Below are 23,570 nucleotides of genomic sequence, written 5' to 3' on the forward strand. Positions count from 1 at the left end.
CCCGCTCAAAACATGCGAGGGAAGGTTGGAACATGGGTCAATTCTCAATGGAAATATCAGGCCACACCGGGTCAGTTCTCAGTGGCAATCAACAACGGAAATTGGAAGAAAGCGTCCATCCGGACCTTCGGGAAAGTCCGAATAGGACACGAATGCGTTCCGGTTTCGCCAAGGCCAATCCGGAATAGCTTGCGTTCCGGATCAGCATCCACGCGCACCCGGAAGATCACAGGAACCGGAACCAAGAAGAAGCTGTGAGGCATCCGTTCCAGAATAGCTGAAATTTCGGGTCAGCGCAGAACCCGGAATGAAAAGCTCAAGGCCTTGTTCCGGGTCCGAGACAACGAAACGGAAAAACCATCGTCCCGGAACGGGCCGTGTCCGAAGCCGCCCGTCATGAGCACCATAACCGCGCATCGTCGTCGGGCGCACACCGTTTAGCACTCCCCCTTTAAAAAGGAGATTTCCATGTTTCCATCAACAAAGAACACTGACTGGCAGCTCTATGCCGAAACGCTCATCGAGCGCCTCAAAAAAAATCCGGACCTGAAGCTCTTTGAAGGCAAATATCCCGGACCACTCCGAGGTGGACGGCAAAAGGAAGAGGCGAAATCCCCTTCGTTCATCGCCGCGTTGAACGCCATCGAGGAAAAGGCATTCGCCCCACTACACGTCGATGGCGACGATCATAGCGACGCCGATGATCTATTTGTCGACGAAGAAGCACCGAACAATCATGCACTTCCATCCCGCGCTCTGTCCCTTGCAATCCGGCTTGCCCAAACATTCGGGGATGACGCTTCGTTTGACCGGAAGTGCCTTGGCCAGGGCAAGTTGGCGGTCCTAACGTGCACCGATCCTATTGATATCGACAGTCTTTACCGGTTGATTGCGGTGACGCTGGTCCCGTCCAACTGCCCAGTGACAATCGAACCGTCTCATTTCACCGGGTTTAGCTCCGAACTCATCCTCCTTTTCCCAAAGAATGAAGACGGTAAGATCTCAGACTTCAATTTCCGTCAGTTCACCAGCAACATCTACGCGGCTCTGGAGCAACAGACACCTTGCCTGATCATCTTGCCGACTACATTGACACTGCCCGGCGACCTGCTTGAGCTTCTACCCGCCCCCATCGCTGTTTCGCCGCTTTCTCGTGAGGGAATGGTGATCCATCTCAGGGAAAGTCACGGCGTTCAGAAAGACGACATGAGCGAAGTCGAAGCGCAGCTTCCCGACGACAAGGAGATGGCAACCTTGCCATTCAGGTCGATCGCGGTTGCTCTGCGAAACCCGACAGCAAGCGGCGTGGCCGCAGCGTTGAAATCGAGAGCGGAACCTCGAAAATCAAAAAGCCCAACGCTGGAGGAATTCAGTGTTGCGTCCCCTGCCCTGATGGCCGCCAGATCCATGGTCGCTGACCTGATGCTTTGGCGAGACGGCAAGTGCAGTTGGGAGGATATGACTCGATCCGTTCTGCTTTACGGCCCTCCAGGCACCGGGAAGAGCCATCTCGCGAGAGCCATGGGCAATAGCGCCGGCGTTTCGTTCATTCAAAGCAGCCTCGCAGAATGGCAATCGGCCGGGCATCTTGGGCAATTCTTGGCCGCCATGCAGCAAACTTTTGCTGAAGCGAGAAGCAGATCACCGGCAGTTCTCTTCATCGACGAAGTCGACTCCGCGGGGTCCCGTTTCGACCCTGACGATCATGGAAGGAACTACAGAAGGCAGGTGATCAACGGCATTCTCGAGCAAATCGACCTGATCATGCGGCATGAGGGCGTGTTGTTGGTAGGCGCCTGCAACGACCCATCCGCGCTTGATCCGGCGATCCTTAGAGCTGGCCGGTTCGACCTCAAACTGGAAGTCCCGCGTCCCGGCATTCCCGAACTTATCGGCATGCTCAAGCGCGCGCTACCTGATGCCGCCTGCGAAGACCGCCTTGAACCGCTCGCACGTCAGGCTGTCGGCCTAACGGCCGCTGAGGTCGATGCGGCTATCAGGCAGGCGCGATCCACAGCACGAGGTGCCGGACGTACATTCACTCTGAATGATGTCAGAGCCACGCTGAATATCAGCACGAAGACATTTCCAGCACTGGATCAACGTGTCGCTCTCCATGAGGTAGGACATGCCATCGTCGCGGTGGCTCTGCAGCTTGGAGAGGTTTCTCGCATCGCAATTACACCCCAAGGCGGCGAGACCTACAAGGTGGTTCAGAAGAACGAGGGTCTGCTGTCAGATATTCAGGCGGAGATGACATTTCTCCTGGCGGGGCGCGCCGCCGAGCAACTCATGCTCGCAGATGTGTCCGCCGGCTCAGGCGGCCCCTCGGGTTCAGACCTCGCGATCGCAACAAATCTGGCTTTGAAGATCGATACCAGCACCGGGCTGGGTGCGTCGGGTCCGGTCTGGCACGGTGACACTGCCACCCTCATGCTCCACGACGACTATCAGATGCAGCGCGTAAAGCGCCGGTTGGAAGATGCGCAGAGGATCGCCGAAAAGATCCTCGAACGAAATCGAAGTCTATTGGAGGATATGGCCAAAGTCTTGGTAAGCAAGCGTGAACTCAGTGGTCCTCAGCTCGAAGACCTACTGGGTCGTGTCGAGCCAGAGCGCGGGGAAGGGACCACGCTGCTCGGTCAGCACGAGCTGCACAACGGAAGGTCCATCTCTAAATCAGATGGCCTTGGCGATTGCGACGGATTCCGCAGCATTACAAAATAACAGTGCTCTTCACTGACAGAGGACGCCAAAATGAACGGCGTGTGCGCTAGGCGTCGAGCGCATCGAGGCATTACGATCGACTGGCAGCAGGTCTGACTGCCAATCGATCATTTCGGTAACTGGAGAGAAGACATTTCTGTCGCGCGCCCGCATCACACTTTCGGGGCGACAAAACGGCAGTTCCGGGTCCCTGCTCCACCTTGAACGGCATATAGAGCTGGCTCCAGTCACCGAACATACCTCTCAAATTCTCCCGGAAAATATCTCCCGAAAAACTATCGACAGTCTGTCAATGTAGATAGTTTTACGTCGACAGAAAATTCACTCATTCCGTTTTCGATTTTCACAACCGCCCCGTATTCTGTTCAGAGGATAGGAATACAGGTCAGATGCAGCATGAGCTACCAGTTTATACATATACAGACATATGGTGACAGCGTTCGAAGCGTGGGGCAGAACGAAAACCACGTAAACAGTGCACGGCAGGTGTTCGGCGAGGCGATGCGTTTGCCGGAATACTCGCGGCACGTCGACAACCCGCTTCCAGCACATTGCGTGGGTGGCACACACACAGTGGAGGAGCTCGCTCGGAGAAGGAGAGAACGACTCCTGTCAATCCGCGAAAAGGTTGTGTCCAAGACAGGGAAAACATATGAGCGCCGCCTGAGAAAGGATGCTCAAACTCTCTACACGGAAATTCACTCTCACCCCATGAAGTGCTCGGTGCTCCTGGAAAACTACGCGCAAAATCGGCATGTAATCAACCAATGGCTTGCACTTTTGCTCAGGGACTTCGAAAACCGTATGCCGTCTGGCATCGAGTGGAGCGCGGTCCTGCACCGTGACGAAGAGTATGTCCACGCACATATCTTGGCCATCAATGCAGACCAGCCGAAGCTTAATGCGGCCAGCCTGCATTGCGGCAAGACTGCGGCATCCAGATATCGCGCAGCACACGACACTTCCTCGGCGATCCCACCGCTTCCAAAGCCAGAGCTTCTGCTGCGCCCGCGCAAACCACGAAAACCAAAGCTGGCCAGAAAACAGCAAACGCGAGTCCGAAATCAACGGAAGTACGAGGCCGCTATCTTTGAATGGGAGCAAGCCTGCACTCAAGTCCATCAGGAAAACCAAAAACGGCTCCGACTATGGCGCGCGGAGAGCAGTGCCCATCTTCGCGAAGCGAGAAAGCTCCGCACACACGTGCCCGAAATGAAGGCTTACGACGATGCCATGCGTGCTCTTCAGGACCACTATCACGATGCTGTTGGAAAGCCCTGCGGGCTATTGCGCGACGGGCCGCGCAAAGAGAGACTTTCGACCGTCGAACATGCCACTCGCAAGCGACAAGCCGAAAAACTTGCAAAGGATATCAAGAACGTCAAACACATGCGGCGAGAAACGGCGGCAGAGGCTCAAAACATCGCGGACCAGACCAAGACGTTCGTAAAGAACCTTGAAGCACGGGAAGCGCGGCTTTTGCTTCGCGAAGAGGAAATCCAACGGCGAGAGAAAGACTTGACCGCAAGGGTCTCCGCATTTGATGAGCTTGAGGTTGCGATGGAGGAAACGCTCTCTGCAGCGGAACGGGGCGAAATCCATTTCTCCGCCAGAGGCTTCCAACTCTCCAATCCAAATATCACCGAAAAGCTCAAGAACTTCCTGAATCCTGACCTCCGCCAAACTCCAGCAAGAAAGATTTTCGAAAAGTTTCTTAAGCTGATCAAGAGGACGGTTGTCGGCTCAACCGGGCATCCCCCTGTCTCGACAGACGAAATACCTGCTGAAGACCTGGACAGACCCGGTCTTTAGTCCGGTTCGGCGCCTTCAGGCGTCTCTTGCTGTCGGCGTCCTTGAGCTACTTGAACAGCCTTTGGTGAGCCGGACGCAGGTGCTAGGCTGCGGATTCCGAAGTTAACCGGCCGGGTATTCCGATTTGAAGCCGGCCACGATTCCGATTAATAACCGGCCACCTTGAAGGCATGAGACACCCCCTGGGTCGTCAGCAACTTTGGCATGACTGTCCTTGTGACCAAAGGAAGCGTGATGCCGGCAAAGAGAAGGCTGACTATGAGACAATTACGACAGATGCTCCGGCTTGCCGAAACACCCGTGAGATTGCACTAACGCTCGGCGTGGCGCGCAGCATGGTTCAGGATAATCTGAAGCGAGCGGCCGCGGCGGGACTGCGCTGGCCGCGTTGCGGTGACCTTACCGACGATGCGATCGAGGACAGACCTGTATCCTTGGCCGACTGCGGCGGCAAACCTTTTCTCGCTTCCCGAGGCGAACGCCGCAATCGCCGGGGCGCTCGATCGCATCGACGATCTCTTTCCTACGGAAGAAAGAGCCATTGCCGAAAAGCTTGCCTACATCCATCGGCACTGGGGGATGCAAACCATCCTGCATAATGGATGGGTGAAGATCGATTCCAATAGCGTCGAGAACCTGATCCGGCCCATCGCTCTCAACAGGAAAAACGCGTTGTTCGCCTGACATGACGAAGGTGGGCGTGCCTGAGGCCGCATCGCATCTCTCATCGAGACAGCAGAGATCAACGGCATCGAGGCCTTCGCTTTCTCAAAGCCACTCTCGAGGCCATTGCCAACGATCATACCCAAAGCCGCATCGATGGCCTCCTTCCATGGAACTTCAAGCTATCGCGCTGATTACCGGTGCGGCGCAGACGATGCTTACGTTCTAGGAATCTGATATGGCGGTCAATGTAAGCGGTGTTCTGCCGCGACGTTGTCCGGATTGGCATGATCTAAGACCGGCATTCCATGGACGACGATAAGAAACTGCTCCAAGGAGGCCACAAAGGAGCCTAGGCTTTATCCGACCACCTCAGTTTCACTGCAAAATCTTCGGGACGGGAAACGAATTTTGCGTTCTCGAAACGCACCTTGGAAGCTAAATAACCCGTTGCCGAGGTCTCCGTGCTCTATTCACTCCGCCGAAGCCACCGAGTGTGATTTCACTTTGAGAGCGTTTTCATCGGCGGCTTTCCTGTTCAAACATCTCATGCTCTCTCGGCACTGCGCCCGCCCTGCAGGACCAGCCTTGCAAGGCGGGCCGGCTTCCGGACCATATTATGCCGCGGTATGTTCCTGTCGGACGATTGCCGCGCCGGCGCTCAGCGCTTCGAGCTTTCCGCGGGCGACGTTGCGCGCAAGCGGCGTCATGCCGCAATTGGTGCAGGGGTAAAGCTTGTCGGCATCGACAAACTGAAGCGCCTTGCGGAGGGTCGCGGCGACTTCGTCGGGCGTCTCGATGGTGTCGGTCGCCACATCGATGGCCCCGACCATCACCTTCTTGCCGCGAATGAGCTCGATCAGTTCCATCGGCACATGGGAATTGTGGCACTCCAGCGAAACCATATCGATGTTGGATTTCTGAAGCCTCGGGAAGGTCTCCTCATATTGGCGCCATTCAGAACCCAGCGTCTTCTTCCAGTCGGTATTGGCCTTGATGCCGTAGCCATAGCAGATATGGACGGCGGTTTCGCATTTGAGCCCTTCGATCGCCCGTTCCAGCGTGGCGATCCCCCAGTCATTCACATCCTCGAAGAACACGTTGAAGGCCGGCTCGTCGAACTGGATGATGTCGATGCCCGCTTCTTCGAGTTCCTTCGCTTCCTCATTGAGGGTTTTGGCGAATTCCCAGGCAAGCTTTTCGCGGCTCTTGTAATGCGCGTCGTAGAGCGTATCGATCATCGTCATCGGACCGGGCAGCGCCCATTTGATCGGGCCATCCGTCAGCGTGCGGAAAAATTTCGCATCCTCGACGAAGACCGGCTTTTGACGCGATACCGCCCCGACGACGGTCGGAACGCTGGCGTCATACCGCTTCCTGATCCGGACGGTCTCGCGTTTCTCGAAATCGACGCCATCGAGGTGTTCGATGAAGGTCGTCACGAAATGCTGGCGCGTCTGTTCGCCATCGCTGACGATATCGATGCCGGCGCGCTGCTGTTCGCCGAGCGTCACCCGCAGGGCATCCTGTTTGCCCTCGGCAAGTTCGGCGCCTTCGAGCTTCCATGGCGACCAGAGCTTTTCGGGTTCGGCAATCCATGCGGGCTTGGGCAGGCTGCCGGCAGTCGATGTGGGGAGCAGTTTTGTCATGAACGGCAATCCTGTCATTGTTCGAAGAACATACTGGGTTCAAAGAGCGTATTGGGCGGACCAGTCGTTGAGAATGGCCTGATAGGGCTTGATAAATGTTTCCTCGGCAAACCGGCCTTGCTCGGTCGCCAGGCGCGTGCGTTCAACCCGGTCGTAGACGATCCGGGTGAGCGAGTGATCGCCATGCCTGAGGTTCGGCTTGTAGCATTCGCCGGCGGCGGAATTGGCATTGTAGATCTCGGGCCGGTAGATCTTCTGGAACGTCTCCATCGTCGCGATGGTGCCGATCAGTTCAAGATCGGTATAGTCCTGAAGCAGGTCGCCGAAGAAATAGAAGGCGAAGGGTGCAGCGCTTCCCGGCGGCATGAAGTAACGGACCTCCATGCCCATTTTGCGGAAATACTGCTCGGTCAGGGATGTTTCATTCGGCTGGTACTCAAAGCCCAGAACCGGATGCTGGTTGGCCGTGCGACGGTAGGTCTTGCTGTCCGAAACGCTGAGGCAGATCACCGGCGGCTTGCGGAAATGCTCGCTATAGGTTTTCGAGTTGACGAAGGCCTTGAAGATCTTGCCATGCAGATCGCCGAAATCGTCGGGAACGCTGAAGCCGGCCCTGCCTTTGTTGTGCTCGGGAAGCACGACGCTGAAATCATAGTCGCGCACATAGGAGGAGAAATTGTTGCCAACGAGGCCCTCAAGCCGCGCGCCCGTCCTGTGGTCGACGATCGTCGTCTGGAGCACCTCGATCGCCGGGAAGCTGTTGCCGTTGCCTTCGATATCAAGCTCGACGGAAATGATGTCGAGTTCGACCGAATAGCGATCGCTCTCCGGGTTGTCCCACTGCGCCAGGCTGTTGCAGCGATTGTCGATCATCCGCAAGGTATTGCTGAGGTTCTCCCGACGGCTCTCGCCTCTCGCAAGATTGGCGAAGTTTGTGGTGATCCGCGTGCCGTCGGATGGCGTGTAATCTTCGTCGAAACGAAGGCTTTTGATCGTGAAGGTGAAATCTCTGGTCATCGTGATCTGCCGTCCTGGCTTTGAGGGCAAGGCCCGAGGCCGTTTCTTGCGTGTTCCTGGTTTCTTGATCTTCGTTTTGGGCTCGCCCGGTCAGCGAATTTCCTGCGGTGACGGGTCAGGCCGTGCCAGCTCTATGCCCGAGCTCGATCATGAACAAAAATGATTTTATTTCAGGAAAACATGTCACCGAGTCATGGATTGACCGCCCGACCTTGATGAACGGCAAGCCAGTGCGGGTTTTGGCAGCCGGGACGGCGTGACAGAATTCAGCGACCGGTTCAGATTCTGACCGTCCTGGCCAGTTCCATGAAGCCATCCAGATAGTCGGGGTGATCGCCCGTGCGCGCGCCGAGATGGATGGATTTTGCGATGCCTTCGCCGATCCGCACACCCCTCACCCCCTTGGCTCCGCGCAACAGCCAGTCGGGCGTGGCGCTGACGGCGCGGCCCGAGGCCACCAGCCGCAACATCAGATCGGTCGTTTCCACCGTGCGGTGGCGACGCGGCAGGGCGTGGGCTGGCACGAGAAAGCGGGTAAAGATATCGAGCCTTTCGCGCGAGACCGGATAGGTGATCAGGGTTTCGCCCGCCAGATCCTCTGGCTCGACCCATTGTTTTTGTGCGAGTGGGTGATTTTCGGTCACTGCCAGAACCAGTTCGTAATCAAACACGGGTCTGTATTCGAGGCCCGCGCGCTCGATCGGATCGGGGGTGACGAGAATGTCGATCTCGTGGCTCAGAAGCGCTGCCAGCCCACCGAACTGGAAGGCCGTGGTCACATCCAGCTCGACATCGGGCCATTCCGCCAGAAACGGATCCACGACGCGCATCAGCCAGTCCTGGCAGGGATGGCACTCCATCCCCACCCGGATCGCCCCGCGCCGCCCGCGCGCATAATCCTCGATCACCGTCGCGCCATGTTCCAGCTGAGGCAGGACACGCTGCGCAAGGCTCAGGAGATAGTCTCCGGCCAGCGTGAGGCGCAGCTTATGCCCCTCGCGCTCCCACAGCTTGACACCGTAGCGATCCTCGAACCGGCGGATCGCATGGCTGACCGCCGATTGCGTTAGGTTCAACTGCTCGGCCGCCTGGGTCAGGCTCCCGGTCCGGTCAATCTCGCGCAGGATGGCCAGGGGCTGGATATCGATCATCAATATGAGTCCTTGTCATGCACTCATATTATCAATTAATTCGGCGTCATGACAAACAGCGACATTTGTCTTTTCGACGCATCGTACCCCATGCCAGTTCCTCATGAAAAGAAGTGGCCATTTTAGCGTGTGATCGATCACCGTCTTCTCTCAAGGCCTGAACGGATACTCTAGCCGGCGATGCGTCGGGAAGCGCGCCGCGGCAGAAGCAAAGCGACGAGCAGAGCGATGAGAAAGAGACCGGCGGCGGCGGCGAATACCGCTCGGTAGCCCTCCAGTGTTTGCAGGCGACTGTCCGGGGTTGCCATCGTGGCGACGAGGAAGATCGTATTGAGCAGGGCCGGGCCAATGGAGCCGCCGACCTGCTGGGTGACGTTGACGGGGGCCGACGCCACGCCGGATTGCTCCTCGCCCACGCCGGTCAGAGCCGAGCTGGACGCAGGTACAAAGTAGATGCCGAGGCCGAAACTCATGACACAGAGTGCCGGCAATACTTGCGCCCAGAATCCGAGTCCCGGACCAACCGGAACGAGCCAGACCATCCCCAACGCGGCCCCGAACAATCCGATCCACATGGTTCGGCTGTCGCCAAAACGCGGCATCAGTTTCGATGCGATCGAAGAGCCCAGCACAATCCCGGCTGAGAAGGGCAGAAACGCGAGACCGGTCGCCAACGGCGAGAACTCCAGCACTGACTGCAGATAAAAAGCGAGGAACATCAGCATCCCGAACATTCCTGCCCCTATCACCGCCATCGAAAGGAAGGCTGTGGCGCGGTTGCGGTCCGCCGGAATGGAAAGCCGCAGGAGCGGATTGCGCGCGCGGCTCTGGCGAAGAATGAAAACCATGAGAAGCGCCACGCCCGTCAGGATCGTGGCGGGAGCAAAGGCACGATACGTTTGCGCCCGCCTTCACCGGCAACAGTCAGGCCGTATACAACGGCTGTGAGGCCGCCGCTCGACAACAAAACCCCGTAAAGGTCAAGAGCGCTGCGGTCCCGCGCCGTGCTGTGCGGAAGCGTGCGCAGCGCTGCAAGCGCCACAACCAGCGCGATGGGCAGGTTGATATAGAAGCACCAACGCCGGCCGAGATATGCCGTGAGCACCCCGCCAAGGAGAAGTCCAACCGCTCCGTCCAGCCCCTGAACGGCGCCGCAAACCGCGAAGGCGCGGGTGCGAGAATAAGCGTTGTGCCGGAGGCGGCAGCCCCGCCAAGGCCAGAAGCGAGCGCGAAGCCTGTTAATCCGAGCAGGAACATCCGCCGATGACCGAACCGGTCGCCGAGCCGACCGCCCAATAGCAGCAGGCCGCCGAAGCTCAGCGCATAGGCCGTGATCACCCAGGGGCGCGCCGTATCGGAAAGGCCGAGGCCAGCCTGCGCGCGCGGCAGAGCAATGTTGATGATCGAGGCATCGAGCACGATCATCAGTGTGGCCGAGGCGATGACGGCTAGCACGACGAAGGGGTAGCCCGCCCGTGACGGGGTCGATGAAATGGTCATTTTGGAAAATCTCACACCCGCCGTTTCAGGAAGAGGATATTGTCAGTCACCGTGGCGCTCTGTCCCTCCGGTCCGGAGGCGATGCGGGCTATCGGGCAGAGGCAGCGATGCGCCCATGCCTCCGGGTCGAGCTGCATTGAGGCGAGCGTATCTTCGGCGGTGGGAAAGCGGGTATTTTCAGGCGACCAGGACCAGGGCGCCCGCGAGGCATGCTCGACGATCAGAAGATGACCGCCCGTGGCCACTGCCGCGGCGGCCCGCGCCAGCACTTCGCCGCGCGGCCAGTCCTGCGGCGAATGCAGGAAGCTGGCGGTAACCAGATGGAAGCGCCCCTCCGGAAAGGACAGGGCGAGATCGCGCGCCTCGAACCGGATGCGGTCCGCAACGCCGGCGGCTTCTGCGTTTCGGGCAGCGATGTCGAGTGCTACGGAAGAGACGTCGACAGCCGTCACTTGCCAGCCCTGACGGGCCAGCCAGACGGCATCGTCGCCCCTGGCGCAACCAAGTTCCAGCGCCGTGCCGGGGCGAAGCGGCCCCGCGAACTGGGACAGGGTCAAGCCGGGCTTGCCCGACGAGGTCTGCGGGCCCTTGGCATATATATCGTTCCAGATGGTTTCGGTCTGCATCTTTCGTCCCCTTCAGGCCGCTTCGCCGAGATCGAGATCGAAGATCAGCGAGCGATGGGCAGCGCCGCCGGCCATCACCCCGGCCGCTGCCGCCAGCGTCGCGTTCGGCATCGGGCTTGCAAGATCGCCGGCGGCAAAGACGCCGGGAACTGTTGTCGCCTGCATCTGGTCAACCGCAATATAGGGCCCGGTCGGTCCGTCCTGCATTTCGCAGCCCAGTTGAGCCGCGATGTCACTGGAGGGCGCCGTCTGCGGCGCCAGGAAAAGCCCCGCAAGCGGAACCGTCCGTCCGTCTTCCAGCCGCACCGCTTCAAGCGCCGGACTGGTTCCGATGAGTTCCGCCACCGGCGTTTCCTCGATTTGAACGCCGCGGCTTTTCAGCGATTGCACCTGCTCTTCAGTCGGTCGGAAAGCCGTTCCGGTAAACAGCGTGGTTTGCCCCCAGTCGGGCAGCAGCATCGCCTGATGAAAGGCCATCTCATCGCGCGCGAGCACGCCGACCGGCTCGCGGTTGAGTTCATAACCATGGCAATAGGGGCAATGCAGCACGCTTGCACCCCAGCGTTCGGCAAGGCCGGGGATATCCGGTAGGGTATCGCGCACGCCATAGGCGAGGACGATCCGCCGCGCGGTGACGTCACCGCCGTCGGCCAGAGAGACGCGGAAACCATTGCCCTCACGCCGGGCTAAAAGTGTCGCCTCGTCGCGAAAACGAACGGTCGGATAGACGCTCAACTCTTCACGCAACCGCACCTTGATCGCGCCCGGGCTTTGCCCGTCCTGTCCCGGAAACCCGTGCGATGCTTCGGCAAAGCGGTTTCTGGGCATGCCGGTATCCAGCACCAGCACCGCCTTTCGCGCCCGCGCCAGCTGCATGGCGGCGGACATGCCGGCAAAACTGCCGCCGATTATCAGAACATCATGATCCATAGCCTGATCCCTTTTTGGTTTAATGTATTTTTATGAGTTACATGAAACACCAGACCATGGCAACACATGAAACTTTCATTGTTGCATGATGGATGCTAAACAACAGATACCCAATCGCCAGGAGCCTATTTTATGCCGCGTGATCTCCGCCTCTCCCGCATGCTGCACGTGCTGATTCATCTCGACCGGCATGTCGAGCGCGCGACATCCGACCAGATCGCCGGGATGATTTCGACCAACCCTGTCGTCGTGCGGCGGATGATGGCGGGGCTCAGGGACAAGGAAATCCTGATCTCGGAAAAGGGCCATGGCGGCGGCTGGCAACTGGCGCGCCCGCTGAGCGCGATATCTCTGCTCGATGTCTACGAGGCGATCGGCAGCCCGCCGCTCTTCAACATCGGCCCCGGCGCCGAACCCGCCGACTGTCTGGTGGAAAAGGCCGTCGACGCCCGGCTTGACCTGGCGATGCAGGATGCCGAACAGCGGCTACTGCAGCAGTTCTCCGAAATCTCGGTGGAAGACCTGGCGCAGGATTTCGAGCACCGGTTCGCCACACTTCAGGTCGAGGCGGGCGAGGCCGGCGCCAATGCAGCCTTCCAGCATTTTGGAACCGATAAGTAGTCAGCGGCATGGCGCTTAAACGCCATGCCGCATCACGAGCTGATTGCAGTATCTTCAGCCGACGAGGCCGTTGTCGTCGCGCTTGATCGCCATGATCGAGGAGCGCGGCAGGCCCTCTTCCGCCGGCCACGAGCCGCCCGGATGCTGGACGCCGACGAACATGGTGCGCCGGTCGGCCGACCAGCACAGGCCGGTGATCTCGCCGCCACGCGGGCCGGTCAGGAAGCGGACGATCTCGCCCGTTGCCGGATCGCCGGCAAGCTGCTGGTTGTTGCCCATGCCGGCGAAATCGCCCTCGTTGCTGTCCTCGCCATCGGTCTGGATCCAGACGAGACCGCTGGTGTCGAAGGCCATGCCGTCGGGCGAGTTGAACAGATTGCCGCTGTTGATGTTGGACGAACCGGCATAGGCGTCCGAATGAACCTCCGGATTGCCGGCCATGACGAACAGATCCCAGCGGAAGGTGTCGGCGGCGTGGTCGTCGCCATCGGGATACCAGCGCACGATCTGGCCGTATTTGTTGGCCTCGCGCGGGTTCGGCCCGCCGACCGGCGTGGCATCGCCGCCGGCATTGGCCTTGACGCCGCGGTTCTTGTTGTTGGTGAGACAGCAATAGGCTTCCACGGCATAGGGGTTGACGGCGACCCATTCGGGGCGGTCCATGGTCGTGGCGCCGACCTTCGATCCGGCCATGCGGGCGAAGATCAGGATGTCGGCGGGCTCCATGCCGGTGGTTTCCGGCGTCAGCGCCAGCCATTCGCCGGTCTGGTCGTCGTTGAACTTCGCGACATAGAGCGTGCCGTCATCGAGCAGGCCATCGGTATCGCCGCCGGTGACATAGGGATGGGTCGAGACGAAACGATAGAGGAACTCGCCGCGCTCGTCATCGCCGAGATAGACCACGACGCGGCCATCCGGGGCGAGCGTCACTTCGGCGTTTTCATGCTTGAAGCGACCAAGTGCCGTGCGCTTGACCGGCGTGCTGCCGGGGTCGGTCGGATCGATCTCGACCACCCAGCCGAAGCGGTGCGGTTCGTTGGGGGTCTTCGACGTATCGAAGCGCGGATCGAACTTTTCGTAACCGTACTGGCTTTCCGCCGCCATGCCATAGCGCTCGTAGCCGGCGGCGACGTCATCGCTGTAGCTCGTCTCTTCGGTCGCGCCGAAATAGCCGTTGAAGTTCTCCTCGCAGGTCAGATAGGTGCCCCACGGCGTCTTGCCGGCGCCGCAATTGCCGAGCGTGCCGAGCACGGCGCGGCCATCCGGATCCGCTTCCGTCTTCATGAGCGGATGACCGGCGGCCGGTCCCGAAATCGCCATCGGCGCATTGTGGTGCAGACGGCGGTTGAACGGGCTGGAGCGCACCACGGACCAGCCGTCAGCGCCTTCCGCGATCTCGACCACGGTCACGCCCTGCAGGTTCTGCAGTTTCAAGACATCGGCCGCGCTCTGCGGCACGCCGTCTTCGGTATGCGGCAGGTTGATGTCGCTGTTCACATATTCATTGTTGACCGCGAGAATCTGATGGCCACCGATCTCGAAGGTTTCCATGCCATCGGTATTCTCGCCGAAGACCTTATCGGATTCCTCGACCGAACCGCCGGTCTCGTGGTTGAATTCGGCCACGCCGTCATAAAGCGGATCGCCCCAGCTCACCAGAACCCTGGCTTTATAGCCCTCGGGCACGTGGAAGGCGTAATCGGTCTGGGTGGCGATCGGCGTGAACGGAAAGCGCGACTGCGGCGCTGCCGCTTCCGCCGTTCCGCCCGGCAACAGGCCGGCGCTCATGGCTACGGCGCCCGAGCCGAAGGCGACAACGCCGCCGAGGAAGCCGCGGCGCGAGATCGCGCGTTCGACCACCCGGTCAAATTCGCTTTCTTCGGGCCGGGGAAAGTTGAGTTCGTCCCACGCGTCGGCGGGTATCTTGATGGGCGGTATTCTGGTCATGAAAGGTCCCTCGTAATTTAATATCGTTACAAGGATTGTCCTTACAGGGCGTTCTTAACGGTGGCATGAAGGAACGCGCATGACCGACAAATGTTGAGCGTCAGGCTTGCGCAACTTTTTCAATTTTCAAACCTGAGGCAGACTTTCAATAAATCGGCAAAAATGCGTTGCCTTCATATAGCTCGTTCGATAAACGTTATGATATTACATTACCGATTCTCCTGTCTATGAACGAGACCCCTTCAATGGCCGAGGCCTGCCTGACCTTTCGCGATCTGACGCTCGGATATAACCGGCATCCGGCGGTGCACCACCTGAACGGCATTGTCGGCAAGGGCAGTCTGACGGCGGTGGTCGGTGGCAATGGCTCGGGTAAGTCGACGCTGATGAAGGGCATTGTCGGATTGCTGCGGCCGCTTGGCGGCAGTTGCGCGGTCGCGCCCGGCACCCGTCTGGCCTATCTGCCGCAGCTCTCGGAGCTCGACCGCAGTTTTCCCGCGCGGGTCGTGGACCTCGTCTCGCTGGGGCTGTGGCCGCGCCGCGGTCTTCTCGGGCGGCATCGCGCCGAGGACCGGCGGGCGGTCAGCGACGCGCTGATGGCCGTAGGTCTGGAGGGCTTCGAGAAGCGTCCCGTCGACAGCCTGTCCGGCGGCCAGCTGCAAAGGGCGCTGTTTGCGCGGGTTCTGGTGCAGGACGCCGATCTCATTCTTCTGGACGAACCGTTCAATGCGGTCGATGCGCGCACGATCACCGATCTTGTGGCGCTGATCAAGAACTGGCACGGAGAGCAGCGCACGGTCATGGTTGTCGTTCATGACCTCGATCTTGTGCGCGAACACTTTCCTCAAGCGCTGCTGCTGGCCAGACGGCCCATCGCCTGGGGCGACGTCCACGGCACGCTTTCGGCGGAGAACCTGCTGCGTGCCCGCCACTACAGCGAGCCATGGGATGAGCACGCGCCGTGGTGCGGGCCCGAGGGCGATGCAGGCCTGCCACGAGTTGGGGCGGGAGCGCGATCATGATCTACGACGCTCTGGTGCTGCCCTTCATCGAGTTCGCCTTCATGCAGAGGGCCTTGTCCGGCGCGCTGATGCTGTCGCTGAGCGCCTGCCCGGTCGGCGTGTTCCTGATGCTGAGGCGCATGAGCCTGACCGGCGATGCGATGGCGCATGCGATTCTTCCGGGCGCGGCCGCCGGCTTCTTGCTTTACGGCCTTGAGATCGTCCAGATGACGATCGGCGGGCTTGTCGCCGGCATTTTCGTGGCGCTCGGCGCGGGCGCCATCGCCCGGCTCACGGTGCAGAAGGAGGATGCCTCGATGGCCGCCTTCTATCTGATTTCGCTGGCGCTTGGCGTGATGATGGTGTCGCTGCGCGGCTCCAGCGTCGACCTGATGCATGTCCTGTTCGGCACGGTTCTGGCGCTGAACGACGATGCGCTGACACTGATCGCGCTGGTCTCCGTCACCTCCATCGTTCTCGTCGGACTGTTCTGGCGGGCGCTGGTGGCCGAATGCATGGACCCGCTGTTCCTGCGCTCCGTCTCCCGCCTTGGCTCGCCGGTGCATTTTATCTTTCTCGGCCTCGTGGTGATCAATCTGGTGGCGGGCTTTCAGGCGCTCGGAACGCTTCTGTCCGTCGGGCTGATGGTGCTGCCGGCGGCAGCAGCCCGCTTCTGGACGCAACGCGTTTCGACCATGTGCGCGCTCGCCATCGCCATCGGCTTTGCCTCCTCCATCGTCGGCCTGCTGCTGTCCTATCACGCCTCGCTGCCGTCCGGCCCGGCGATCATCCTGTCGGCCGGCGCGATCTATTTCGTTTCGGTCGTCGCAAGCCCGCGCGGCCTTCTTCTGTCGCGCCTGCCGAAATCGCTGCATCGCGCAGCCTGATCAAGCAACTTACCGGAATTCATCATGAAGACACTGACAACCCTTTTCACAAGCCTGATCGTCACCGCTGCATTCTGCGCGCCCGCCCATGCCGAGGACGAAAAGCTTGCCGTGGTCGCCAGCTTCTCGATCATCGGCGACTTTGCCGAACAGGTCGGCGGCGACCGCATCACGCTTCGAACGCTGGTCGGACCGGACAGCGACGCTCATGTCTATGAGCCGCGCCCGGCCGATGCCATGGCGCTGGCACGGGCCGACATCATCCTCGTCAACGGCCTGCAGCTCGAAGGCTTCATGGACCGCCTGATCGAGGCCAGCCAGACGGACGCGCCGATCACCACCGTAACCGATGACGCCGATATCCTGAACGATCCCAATGGCGGCCATTATCACTACATCGACGGCAAGGCGATTTTCCACGCCGCACCGAACGACCCGCATGCCTGGCAGTCGGTCGCCAATGCAAAGGTATATGTCGAAAATATAGAACAGGCCTTCTGCGCCGCAGATGCAGAAGGCTGCCCGACTTATCAGGCCAATGCCGAGGCCTATCTCGACGATCTGACGGCGCTCGATGCGGAAGTCCGGGCAACGGTCGATGCTATCCCCGAGGACCGCCGCGTCGCCGTCGTCGCCCATAATGCGTTCCGCTATTTCGAGCGCGATTACGGGATTACCTTCCTTTCGCCGCAGGGCGTTTCGACCGAGTCCGAAGCATCCGCCGCGGATGTCGCCTCGCTGATCCGTGAAATCCGGGAAAAGCGCGCGGCGGCCGTCTTTGCCGAAAACATTTCCGACGCCCGCCTCGTCGAACAGATCGCGTCCGAAGCCGGACTGGAACTTGGGGGAACGCTCTATTCGGACGCATTGTCTTCAGCCGATGGCCCCGCACCGAGTTATATCGACATGATGCACTACAACGTCGAAACGCTCGCCACCGCCATCAACAACGGCTGACAACAATAAACCGGGCAAGGCCGAACCTTGCCGCTCAACGTTACGTTATACCATCAAGGAGAGACAGATATGAAACGATGGATCCTGGGCGCTTCCACGCTCGCGATTGCGCTCGGCGCGCCTGCTGCCTTTGCTGAAGACCATGAGGACAGCGTCACCCTCTACCGCGTTTTCGTCGGCGACCATGCGGATGCGAAAATCACGGCCTTCGACCTCAGCGAGCCCGACCATCGCTGGTCCTTCGACACCACCGGCCAGAACAAGCTTTACGCGGTCAACGGTGGCGCGGCCATCGTCGCCGTGCAATCCGACGATGATGCGGTTCACTTCATCGACAGCGGGATTTCGCTGCACTCTCATGGCGACCATTCCGATATCGATATCGAGGAGCCGGTCGCACTCGAGGAAAGCCTCACCGGTCCGCGCCCGTTCCACATCATCGATCATGACGGCAAGGTTGTCATCAATTTCGACAAGGGCGGCTATGCCGAAATCGTCGATGCGGGCGAGCTTCACCATGGCGAGCTTGAAACCAGCCAGTTGAAGCAGGAACGCGCCCATCACGGCTTTGCCGCTCCCGTCGGCAAGTTCTGGGTCACGAGTGTTGCGACCGATACGCCGGTCGACGGCACCCGCATCGGCCTGCGCGCCGTGACCGAAGACGGCGAGCCGACCGGCGATGTCGCGACCTGCACCGGCATTCACGGCGAAGCCTTCTCCGGCGCCTTTCTTGCCGCCGGTTGCCAGGAAGGCGTGCTGACCGTGACCGCTGGAGAAGACGGCCCGGTATTCGAAATGCTGCCCTATCCGGAAGACCTGCCAAGCGACCAGACGACGGGCACCCTGCTCGGCGCGAAAAGCATGCAGGTCTTCCTCGGCAATTACGGATCCAATGGCCTCGTCGTCGTCGATCCCGCCGACGAACCGCATTTCCGCTATATCGAACTGCCCTTCCGTCGCGTCGATTTCGCGCTCGATCCGGCCAATGCCCGTTACGGCTATGTCCTGACCGAAGATGGCAGCCTGCACCAGATTGATATCCTGGACGCCAGCCTCACGGAAAGCGCCAAGGTCACCGAACCCTATTCGATGGACGGCCACTGGAATGATCCGCGTCCGCGCATCGCCATGGCCGGCGATGAAATCGTGATGAGCGACCCGAATGCCGGCCTCGTCCGCCGCATCGCCAAGGACGGCCTTTCGGAAGTCGGCACGATCAACGTTGGCGGCATGCCCTACAATATCGCCGTTGCCGGCGGCAGCGGCATGGTCCACGAAGGCGAACATGACCACGAAGGCCATGACCACGATCACGCTCATGGCGACGAAGCGCATGCCCACGATCATGGCGACCCGCAGATCGCCAAGGGCTATTTCGAGGACAGCCAGATCGCGGATCGCGCCCTTTCCGACTGGGAAGGCGACTGGCAGTCGGTCTACCCCTATCTTCAGGATGGCACGCTCGATCCGGTGATGGATCACAAAGCCGAATCCGGCGCGATGACCGCTGCGGAATACAAGGCCTATTACGACACCGGCTACAAGACCGATGTCGAGCGCATCACCATCGATGGCCACGACGTCACCTTTTATGAGAATGGCGAGGCGGTCGAAGGCCACTACGAAAGCGACGGCTATGAAATCCTGACCTATGCCAAGGGCAACCGCGGCGTTCGCTTCATCTTCGAAAAGACCGGCGGCGACGAGGGTGCACCGCAGTTCATCCAGTTCTCCGACCACCGGATCGCACCGGCCGACGCCGACCACTACCATCTCTACTGGGGTGACGACCGCGCGGCGCTTCTGGAAGAAGTTACCAACTGGCCGACTTACTACCCGTCATCGCTCGACAGCGACCAGATCGTCCAGGAGATGCTGGCGCATTGAGGCGGCCTGCGCGGCGATCCAAAAAACAAGCGTCCGCCCCTTCAGGGCCGGACGCACCGGTCTCTCAGGGAGCCCGTCGCCACACTCCGTCTCAGAGAGGAATCGATTGAAGCAGTTCTACGACCCTGTTGCGGTAACGCTGCTGACCGGCTTTCTCGGTTCCGGCAAGACGACGCTGATCAATAAACTGGTCAGCGATCCGCGCATGGCCGACACGGCCGTGATCATCAACGAATTCGGCTCCATCGCCATCGATCACGATCTGGTCCGCACCGGTTCGGAACGCTACCTGCGCACCACGACCGGCTGTCTCTGCTGCTCCGCCACCAGCGACATCCGAACCTCGCTTTACGAATTGCACGAGGCCCGGATGAAAGGCGCAATCGGCCCGGTCAGCCGGGTGGTCATCGAAACCACCGGACTTGCCGATCCCGCTCCGATCATCAACAGCCTGATCCCCGGCGGCGCGCCCGCGACTGCGCAGCGCGACCACGCCGTTGCGCGCCACTTCTATCTGCAAGGCGTCATCACCGCCTTCGATACTATCGATGGACGCTCGACGCTTGCAAGCTTCATCGAGGGCTGGAAGCAGCTGGCCTTCGCCGACGACGTCATCCTGACGAAAACCGATATCGCCGAGGAAAAACGGAACTGGCCGCAAGAACTGGCGGTACTCAATCCGGCCGCGCGCTTTCACGACCGGCATGCGCCGGACTTCGATCTCGTATCTCTTCTCGGCGAACCGCCCTATTCGGTGTCGCACAAGGCTGAAGACGTCAATGGCTGGCTGGCGATGGAGCGGCTCGCAGCGCATCCCGAGCACGACCACGACCCCAATCGCCATGGCGACGAGATCGAGGCGTTTTCCCTGACGAGCGAGGCGCCGCTGGACCCGGATGCGATCGGCATTCTGCTGGGCCTTCTTGTCAGCCCGCAAAACCGCGGCCTTATCCGCATGAAGGGGCTGGTCGCCCTCAGTGATGATCCGGAACGACCAATGGTGATCCACGCCGTCCAGCACCGGATAGACCCGACTGTGCGCCTGCCGGAATGGCCGGGTGAGGAACGCGGCACGCGGATCGTTTTGATCGGCATGGACCTTCCGCAAAAACAAATCCGCGCGCTGTTCGCCGCACTTGTCGCGCGGTCGAACAAAAAAGGAAGGACTTCCGCTTGAGCAATGCGTTTGTGAATCCGCTCGCCCCGAAAAAGCCGAGCGTTATCGAGGCAGCGCGCAGGATCAAAGGCTGGACGCGCGCGCTTCTGAAGATCGACGACGCGACCGTCGTCTCGATCAACGAGCTTGCATGTCACGTTCCCGGCTGTCCGCCGCGCGAAACGGTGATTCTGGTGATGGCGGGACCGACCGACACCCGTCAGTTTTCCATCCACAAGGCGATGGCGGATGTTACATGCGAGGATGTCGACGCGGTTGTCGCGGATGGACAGAGCCGCGCATGAAAGCCGCGCGACCGGCCGTCATTTCGCTTGCGTCAAATTGACAAGTTGCAATAACTTGCGGCTTCTATTCTTGTTTCGTCGAACGTGTTCGCTCAAAGGCGGAACAGCAGAATGATGGGGAGGTTTTGGGTTTGCGGGGATTGAAGGCTGCGATGCGGGAGCTGGCGGCGGCACTGGCCGTGATCGCCGTTTTTGCGCTTGCCTTTATCTATCAGCCCTTCATGCCCGCACTGACCCACCATGATGCGAGCTCGCTTCTGGCGTCGTCCCAGAGCGTTCTCTGCGGCAGCGGTCCCGGCGATGACGGGGCCATGAGCCACGGCCCCTGCCATGCCTGCCGTCAGGACGCCGCCATCCTGCCGCCGCCGCCGGACGAGGCCGTCCCGGCCTATACCTGCCTCTTGGCGCATGATCTCGCATTTGAAGACGAGACCCCGTCCCGCGTCGTCTACACAAGCCATTACAATCCACGCGCACCCCCGTTAGCTGTCTGATTCCGCAAAGCGGACCTGTCAGGGTCCGTAAAATCACGACAATTCCAAACGGAGTATTTTCCATGACCAAGTTCATGACCCGTCTCGCATGGGCCGGCGCAATCAGCCTTGCCAGCCTTTCCGCCGCCAATGCCCATATGACGCTCGAAACCGGCGAAGCACCGGCCGGCAGCAGCTACAAGGCCGTTATCCGCGTGCCGCACGGCTGCGATGGCGCGGCGACCACCGAAATCCGCGTTCAGGTGCCGGAAGGCTTTTACAGCGTGAAGCCGATGCCGCATGCCGGCTGGGAGCTCGAAACCGTCACCGGCGCTTACGCCGAAACCTATATGAACCATGGCACGCCGGTCAGCGAAGGCGTGACCGAGGTGATCTGGAAGGGCGGCGAACTGCCCGACGCCTATTACGACGAGTTCGTGATGCGCGGCTCGCTGACGGCCGATATCGCGCCCGGCACGGTGCTCTATTTCCCGGCCGTTCAGCTTTGCGCCGATGGCAGCGCCAACCACTGGACCGGTACGGGCGAGACCGGCGACGGCGAACCCGCGCCCAAGCTGACGGTGACGGCCGCCGGTCACGGACATGGTGGCCACGACGACCACGCCGCAATGTCTCATGACGTGAGCCACGATATGGACCACGCCATAAGCGAGGACATCAAGCTTGGCGATCTCGACATCACCGGCGCCTTCGCCCGTGCCACCCTGCCCGGCGCGCCCGTCGGCGGCGGGTTCCTGTCGGTCACCAATAATGGCGATACCGACGACCGCCTCATCGCCGCCTCATCCGATGCCGCGGGCGACCTGCAGCTTCACAACATGCGCATGGATGGCGATGTGATGAAGATGTACCAGATGACCGATGGCATTCCGGTTCCCGCCCATGAGACTGTGGAGCTTTCGCCGGGCGGCCTGCACATCATGTTCATGAAACTGAAAGGTCCGCTTGTCGAAGATACGGTCGTCGATGTCGAATTGACCTTCGAGAAGGCCGGAAAGGTGACCGTGCCCTTCGCCGTCAAGAGCATCGCCGCGAAGGAGGATGGTCATGCGATGCACGGCATGGATCATGGCCACGCCGACCATGGCGACATGAAGGCGAACTGAGTTTCGGACACCGCACCGCCCCCGCGCAGCCTGACTGGCGATGCGGGGCGTTCCCACATCGCACAAGAGCGTCTGCTGCCGGGCTGGCGACGGCCCTGCAGGCCTGTGTGCGTAAGGAGGAATTCAGGACATGAAGAACTTCAGAAGGACCCTCTGGGGGGCCGTTGCCGCCATCTGCGTGGTGATCATCTGGCTGGTCTATCAGATCGGCGAGACCAACGAAGAGATGATGCATATCCCGATGGGACCGGACTTCACGCTGACCGCCGATGACGGTTCCGAGATCACTCAGGCCGCCTTCCGCCAGAAGCCGACCGCGCTGTTCTTTGGCTTCACCCATTGCCCCGAAGTCTGCCCGACGACGCTTTACGAGCTCAATGGCTGGCTGCACGCGGTCGATCCCGATGGCGACAAGATCGACGCCTACTGGGTCACGATCGATCCGGAACAGGACACGCCGGAGATGATGCGGCGCTATCTCTCCAACGTCACCGACCGCGTCACCGGCATTGCCGGCGATCCGGACAAGGTCCGCGCCATGGCGGACGGCTTCGGCATCTATTACGAAAAGGTGCCGCTCGATCCGAACGACCCCGACGGCGACTACACGATGAACCATTCCGCATCGGTTTTCCTGTTGAACGATGGCGGCGTGCTGCAGAGCACCATCGCCTATCAGGAAGATCACGATACGGCGATTGAGAAGCTGAAGAGGCTGATCGACACCGACGATGGCTGAGTTGCGCGAAAACCGCGATCTGATCGGCGGTATCGTTCTGGTGTTCTTCCTGCTGTTCTCGCTGGCGCCGGCCGGCATCATGCCGGTTGCAACGCCGGAAGGCATCAAGGTCGTCATCTGCACGAACCACGGCCCGCTGGAGATCACGACAGAGCCGAAGCCCGCAAAACCGGAGCCGGCGCAGGGCAGCCCTTGCGGCTGGGCCATGGCGCATGGCCTGTTCAATCTCGCCGATGCCCCGCAAGCCCTGTCGAAGGGAAGCAGCGCCTTCCTGATCGTTCACGATCGACCGACGACCGTGCTCGCACATGCCAAGGCCACAGGCCTCCCGCCTTCAACAGGGCCACCGCTCGCTTCCTGAGTTTCGAAATCCGTTGAAACCTCATCGAAGCGAA

At 60.4% G+C, this 23,570-nt stretch carries 21 protein-coding genes and 1 pseudogene; 14 read left to right on the forward strand and 8 right to left on the reverse strand.

Going from position 1 to position 23,570, the window contains the following annotated elements; genetic code table 11:
- The first annotated feature begins 468 nt into the window (after positions 1-468).
- From GGR30_RS21695 to GGR30_RS23710, 3 genes are all read left to right on the forward strand, one after another.
- Positions 469-2,727: an AAA family ATPase gene (locus tag GGR30_RS21695; RefSeq protein WP_183491103.1), complete on the forward strand. Its 2,259-nt coding sequence runs from the start codon at positions 469-471 to the stop codon at positions 2,725-2,727.
- Positions 2,728-3,123: 396 nt separating this feature from the next.
- Positions 3,124-4,539 (forward strand): Mob protein, encoded by a 1,416-nt coding sequence (locus GGR30_RS21700; protein WP_183491106.1) that lies wholly within the window; start codon positions 3,124-3,126, stop codon positions 4,537-4,539.
- A gap of 393 nt (positions 4,540-4,932) precedes the next feature.
- Positions 4,933-5,223, forward strand: a complete 291-nt coding sequence (locus GGR30_RS23710) for an IS66 family transposase (RefSeq protein ID WP_210288140.1) — start codon at positions 4,933-4,935, stop codon at positions 5,221-5,223.
- Positions 5,224-5,819: 596 nt separating this feature from the next.
- Here the strand turns inward: GGR30_RS23710 and GGR30_RS21710 are convergent.
- The 7 genes and pseudogenes from GGR30_RS21710 to GGR30_RS21740 all read right to left on the reverse strand — a co-directional run bounded on the left by GGR30_RS21710 (position 5,820) and on the right by GGR30_RS21740 (position 12,075).
- On the reverse strand, positions 5,820-6,851 hold the full coding sequence (locus GGR30_RS21710) for a methionine synthase (RefSeq protein WP_183491107.1): 1,032 nt from the start codon (positions 6,849-6,851) through the stop codon (positions 5,820-5,822).
- A 39-nt stretch (positions 6,852-6,890) separates the two neighbouring features.
- Positions 6,891-7,868, reverse strand: coding sequence for a DUF1852 domain-containing protein (locus GGR30_RS21715; RefSeq protein WP_183491109.1), 978 nt, complete (start codon positions 7,866-7,868; stop codon positions 6,891-6,893).
- Between the two features lie 278 nt (positions 7,869-8,146).
- Positions 8,147-9,019, reverse strand: coding sequence for a LysR family transcriptional regulator (locus tag GGR30_RS21720; RefSeq protein ID WP_183491111.1), 873 nt, complete (start codon positions 9,017-9,019; stop codon positions 8,147-8,149).
- Positions 9,020-9,189: 170 nt separating this feature from the next.
- Positions 9,190-9,867: an MFS transporter gene (locus GGR30_RS21725; RefSeq protein WP_183491113.1), complete on the reverse strand. Its 678-nt coding sequence runs from the start codon at positions 9,865-9,867 to the stop codon at positions 9,190-9,192.
- Between the two features lie 17 nt (positions 9,868-9,884).
- A pseudogene (locus GGR30_RS21730) lies at positions 9,885-10,519 on the reverse strand (MFS transporter).
- 11 nt (positions 10,520-10,530) lie between these two features.
- Positions 10,531-11,145, reverse strand: coding sequence for an SAM-dependent methyltransferase (locus GGR30_RS21735; protein ID WP_183491117.1), 615 nt, complete (start codon positions 11,143-11,145; stop codon positions 10,531-10,533).
- A 12-nt stretch (positions 11,146-11,157) separates the two neighbouring features.
- Complete coding sequence (locus GGR30_RS21740; RefSeq protein WP_183491119.1) at positions 11,158-12,075, reverse strand: NAD(P)/FAD-dependent oxidoreductase; 918 nt, start codon at positions 12,073-12,075, stop codon at positions 11,158-11,160.
- Positions 12,076-12,207: 132 nt separating this feature from the next.
- Between GGR30_RS21740 and GGR30_RS21745 the strand changes: the two genes are divergently transcribed.
- Positions 12,208-12,696, forward strand: coding sequence for an RrF2 family transcriptional regulator (locus GGR30_RS21745; protein WP_183491121.1), 489 nt, complete (start codon positions 12,208-12,210; stop codon positions 12,694-12,696).
- A gap of 54 nt (positions 12,697-12,750) precedes the next feature.
- Here the strand turns inward: GGR30_RS21745 and GGR30_RS21750 are convergent, their stop codons facing one another.
- The gene (locus tag GGR30_RS21750; protein ID WP_183491123.1) at positions 12,751-14,643 is read right to left on the reverse strand and encodes a PhoX family protein; all 1,893 of its coding nucleotides are present in this window, start codon (positions 14,641-14,643) and stop codon (positions 12,751-12,753) included.
- A gap of 245 nt (positions 14,644-14,888) precedes the next feature.
- On the opposite strand from GGR30_RS21750, the gene aztA reads away from it, so the two are divergent.
- From aztA to GGR30_RS21800, 10 genes are all read left to right on the forward strand, one after another.
- On the forward strand, positions 14,889-15,665 hold the full coding sequence (gene aztA, locus GGR30_RS21755; protein WP_183491125.1) for a zinc ABC transporter ATP-binding protein AztA: 777 nt from the start codon (positions 14,889-14,891) through the stop codon (positions 15,663-15,665).
- A complete protein-coding gene (gene aztB / locus GGR30_RS21760) occupies positions 15,662-16,531 on the forward strand; it encodes a zinc ABC transporter permease AztB (protein WP_183491127.1) in 870 nt (289 codons plus the stop codon). The genes aztA and aztB overlap by 4 nt, the downstream gene beginning before the upstream one ends.
- Before the next feature lie 21 nt (positions 16,532-16,552).
- Entirely contained in the window at positions 16,553-17,488 is a 936-nt protein-coding gene (gene aztC / locus GGR30_RS21765; protein ID WP_425488372.1) for a zinc ABC transporter substrate-binding protein AztC, read from the forward strand.
- Positions 17,489-18,754: 1,266 nt separating this feature from the next.
- Positions 18,755-19,375: a ZinT family metal-binding protein gene (locus tag GGR30_RS23715; protein WP_425488373.1), complete on the forward strand. Its 621-nt coding sequence runs from the start codon at positions 18,755-18,757 to the stop codon at positions 19,373-19,375.
- Between the two features lie 106 nt (positions 19,376-19,481).
- Positions 19,482-20,552 carry a CobW family GTP-binding protein gene (locus GGR30_RS21775; RefSeq protein WP_183491133.1) on the forward strand — a complete coding sequence of 357 codons (1,071 nt, stop codon included), beginning with the start codon at positions 19,482-19,484 and terminating at the stop codon, positions 20,550-20,552.
- Complete coding sequence (locus tag GGR30_RS21780) at positions 20,549-20,836, forward strand: hypothetical protein (RefSeq protein ID WP_183491135.1); 288 nt, start codon at positions 20,549-20,551, stop codon at positions 20,834-20,836. The genes GGR30_RS21775 and GGR30_RS21780 overlap by 4 nt, the downstream gene beginning before the upstream one ends.
- A 152-nt stretch (positions 20,837-20,988) precedes the next feature.
- The gene (locus GGR30_RS21785; protein ID WP_183491137.1) at positions 20,989-21,330 is read left to right on the forward strand and encodes a hypothetical protein; all 342 of its coding nucleotides are present in this window, start codon (positions 20,989-20,991) and stop codon (positions 21,328-21,330) included.
- Positions 21,331-21,392: 62 nt separating this feature from the next.
- Positions 21,393-22,436, forward strand: coding sequence for a DUF1775 domain-containing protein (locus GGR30_RS21790; protein ID WP_183491139.1), 1,044 nt, complete (start codon positions 21,393-21,395; stop codon positions 22,434-22,436).
- Between the two features lie 130 nt (positions 22,437-22,566).
- The gene (locus GGR30_RS21795) at positions 22,567-23,175 is read left to right on the forward strand and encodes an SCO family protein (RefSeq protein ID WP_183491141.1); all 609 of its coding nucleotides are present in this window, start codon (positions 22,567-22,569) and stop codon (positions 23,173-23,175) included.
- Positions 23,168-23,536, forward strand: coding sequence for a hypothetical protein (locus GGR30_RS21800; protein ID WP_183491143.1), 369 nt, complete (start codon positions 23,168-23,170; stop codon positions 23,534-23,536). The genes GGR30_RS21795 and GGR30_RS21800 overlap by 8 nt, the downstream gene beginning before the upstream one ends.
- Positions 23,537-23,570: the final 34 nt, after the last annotated feature.

The sequence above is a fragment of the Martelella radicis genome (genome assembly GCF_014196625.1).
GTDB classification, from domain to species: Bacteria; Pseudomonadota; Alphaproteobacteria; order Rhizobiales; family Rhizobiaceae; genus Martelella; species Martelella radicis.

What these genes read in the sequence shown, in the direction of transcription:
- GGR30_RS21745 (WP_183491121.1), top strand. Translation starts at nt 12,208, where the DNA reads ATGCCGCGTGATCTCCGCCTCTCCCGCATGCTGCACGTGCTGATTCAT.
- GGR30_RS21735 (WP_183491117.1), bottom strand. Translation starts at nt 11,145, where the DNA reads ATGCAGACCGAAACCATCTGGAACGATATATATGCCAAGGGCCCGCAG.
- aztB (WP_183491127.1), top strand. Translation starts at nt 15,662, where the DNA reads ATGATCTACGACGCTCTGGTGCTGCCCTTCATCGAGTTCGCCTTCATG.
- GGR30_RS21750 (WP_183491123.1), bottom strand. Translation starts at nt 14,643, where the DNA reads ATGACCAGAATACCGCCCATCAAGATACCCGCCGACGCGTGGGACGAA.
- GGR30_RS21710 (WP_183491107.1), bottom strand. Translation starts at nt 6,851, where the DNA reads ATGACAAAACTGCTCCCCACATCGACTGCCGGCAGCCTGCCCAAGCCC.
- GGR30_RS21720 (WP_183491111.1), bottom strand. Translation starts at nt 9,019, where the DNA reads ATGATCGATATCCAGCCCCTGGCCATCCTGCGCGAGATTGACCGGACC.
- GGR30_RS21695 (WP_183491103.1), top strand. Translation starts at nt 469, where the DNA reads ATGTTTCCATCAACAAAGAACACTGACTGGCAGCTCTATGCCGAAACG.
- GGR30_RS21785 (WP_183491137.1), top strand. Translation starts at nt 20,989, where the DNA reads ATGCGGGAGCTGGCGGCGGCACTGGCCGTGATCGCCGTTTTTGCGCTT.
- GGR30_RS21795 (WP_183491141.1), top strand. Translation starts at nt 22,567, where the DNA reads ATGAAGAACTTCAGAAGGACCCTCTGGGGGGCCGTTGCCGCCATCTGC.
- GGR30_RS21725 (WP_183491113.1), bottom strand. Translation starts at nt 9,867, where the DNA reads ATGGTTTTCATTCTTCGCCAGAGCCGCGCGCGCAATCCGCTCCTGCGG.
- GGR30_RS23715 (WP_425488373.1), top strand. Translation starts at nt 18,755, where the DNA reads ATGGTCCACGAAGGCGAACATGACCACGAAGGCCATGACCACGATCAC.
- GGR30_RS21790 (WP_183491139.1), top strand. Translation starts at nt 21,393, where the DNA reads ATGACCAAGTTCATGACCCGTCTCGCATGGGCCGGCGCAATCAGCCTT.
- GGR30_RS21700 (WP_183491106.1), top strand. Translation starts at nt 3,124, where the DNA reads ATGAGCTACCAGTTTATACATATACAGACATATGGTGACAGCGTTCGA.
- GGR30_RS21715 (WP_183491109.1), bottom strand. Translation starts at nt 7,868, where the DNA reads ATGACCAGAGATTTCACCTTCACGATCAAAAGCCTTCGTTTCGACGAA.
- GGR30_RS21800 (WP_183491143.1), top strand. Translation starts at nt 23,168, where the DNA reads ATGGCTGAGTTGCGCGAAAACCGCGATCTGATCGGCGGTATCGTTCTG.
- GGR30_RS21740 (WP_183491119.1), bottom strand. Translation starts at nt 12,075, where the DNA reads ATGGATCATGATGTTCTGATAATCGGCGGCAGTTTTGCCGGCATGTCC.
- aztA (WP_183491125.1), top strand. Translation starts at nt 14,889, where the DNA reads ATGGCCGAGGCCTGCCTGACCTTTCGCGATCTGACGCTCGGATATAAC.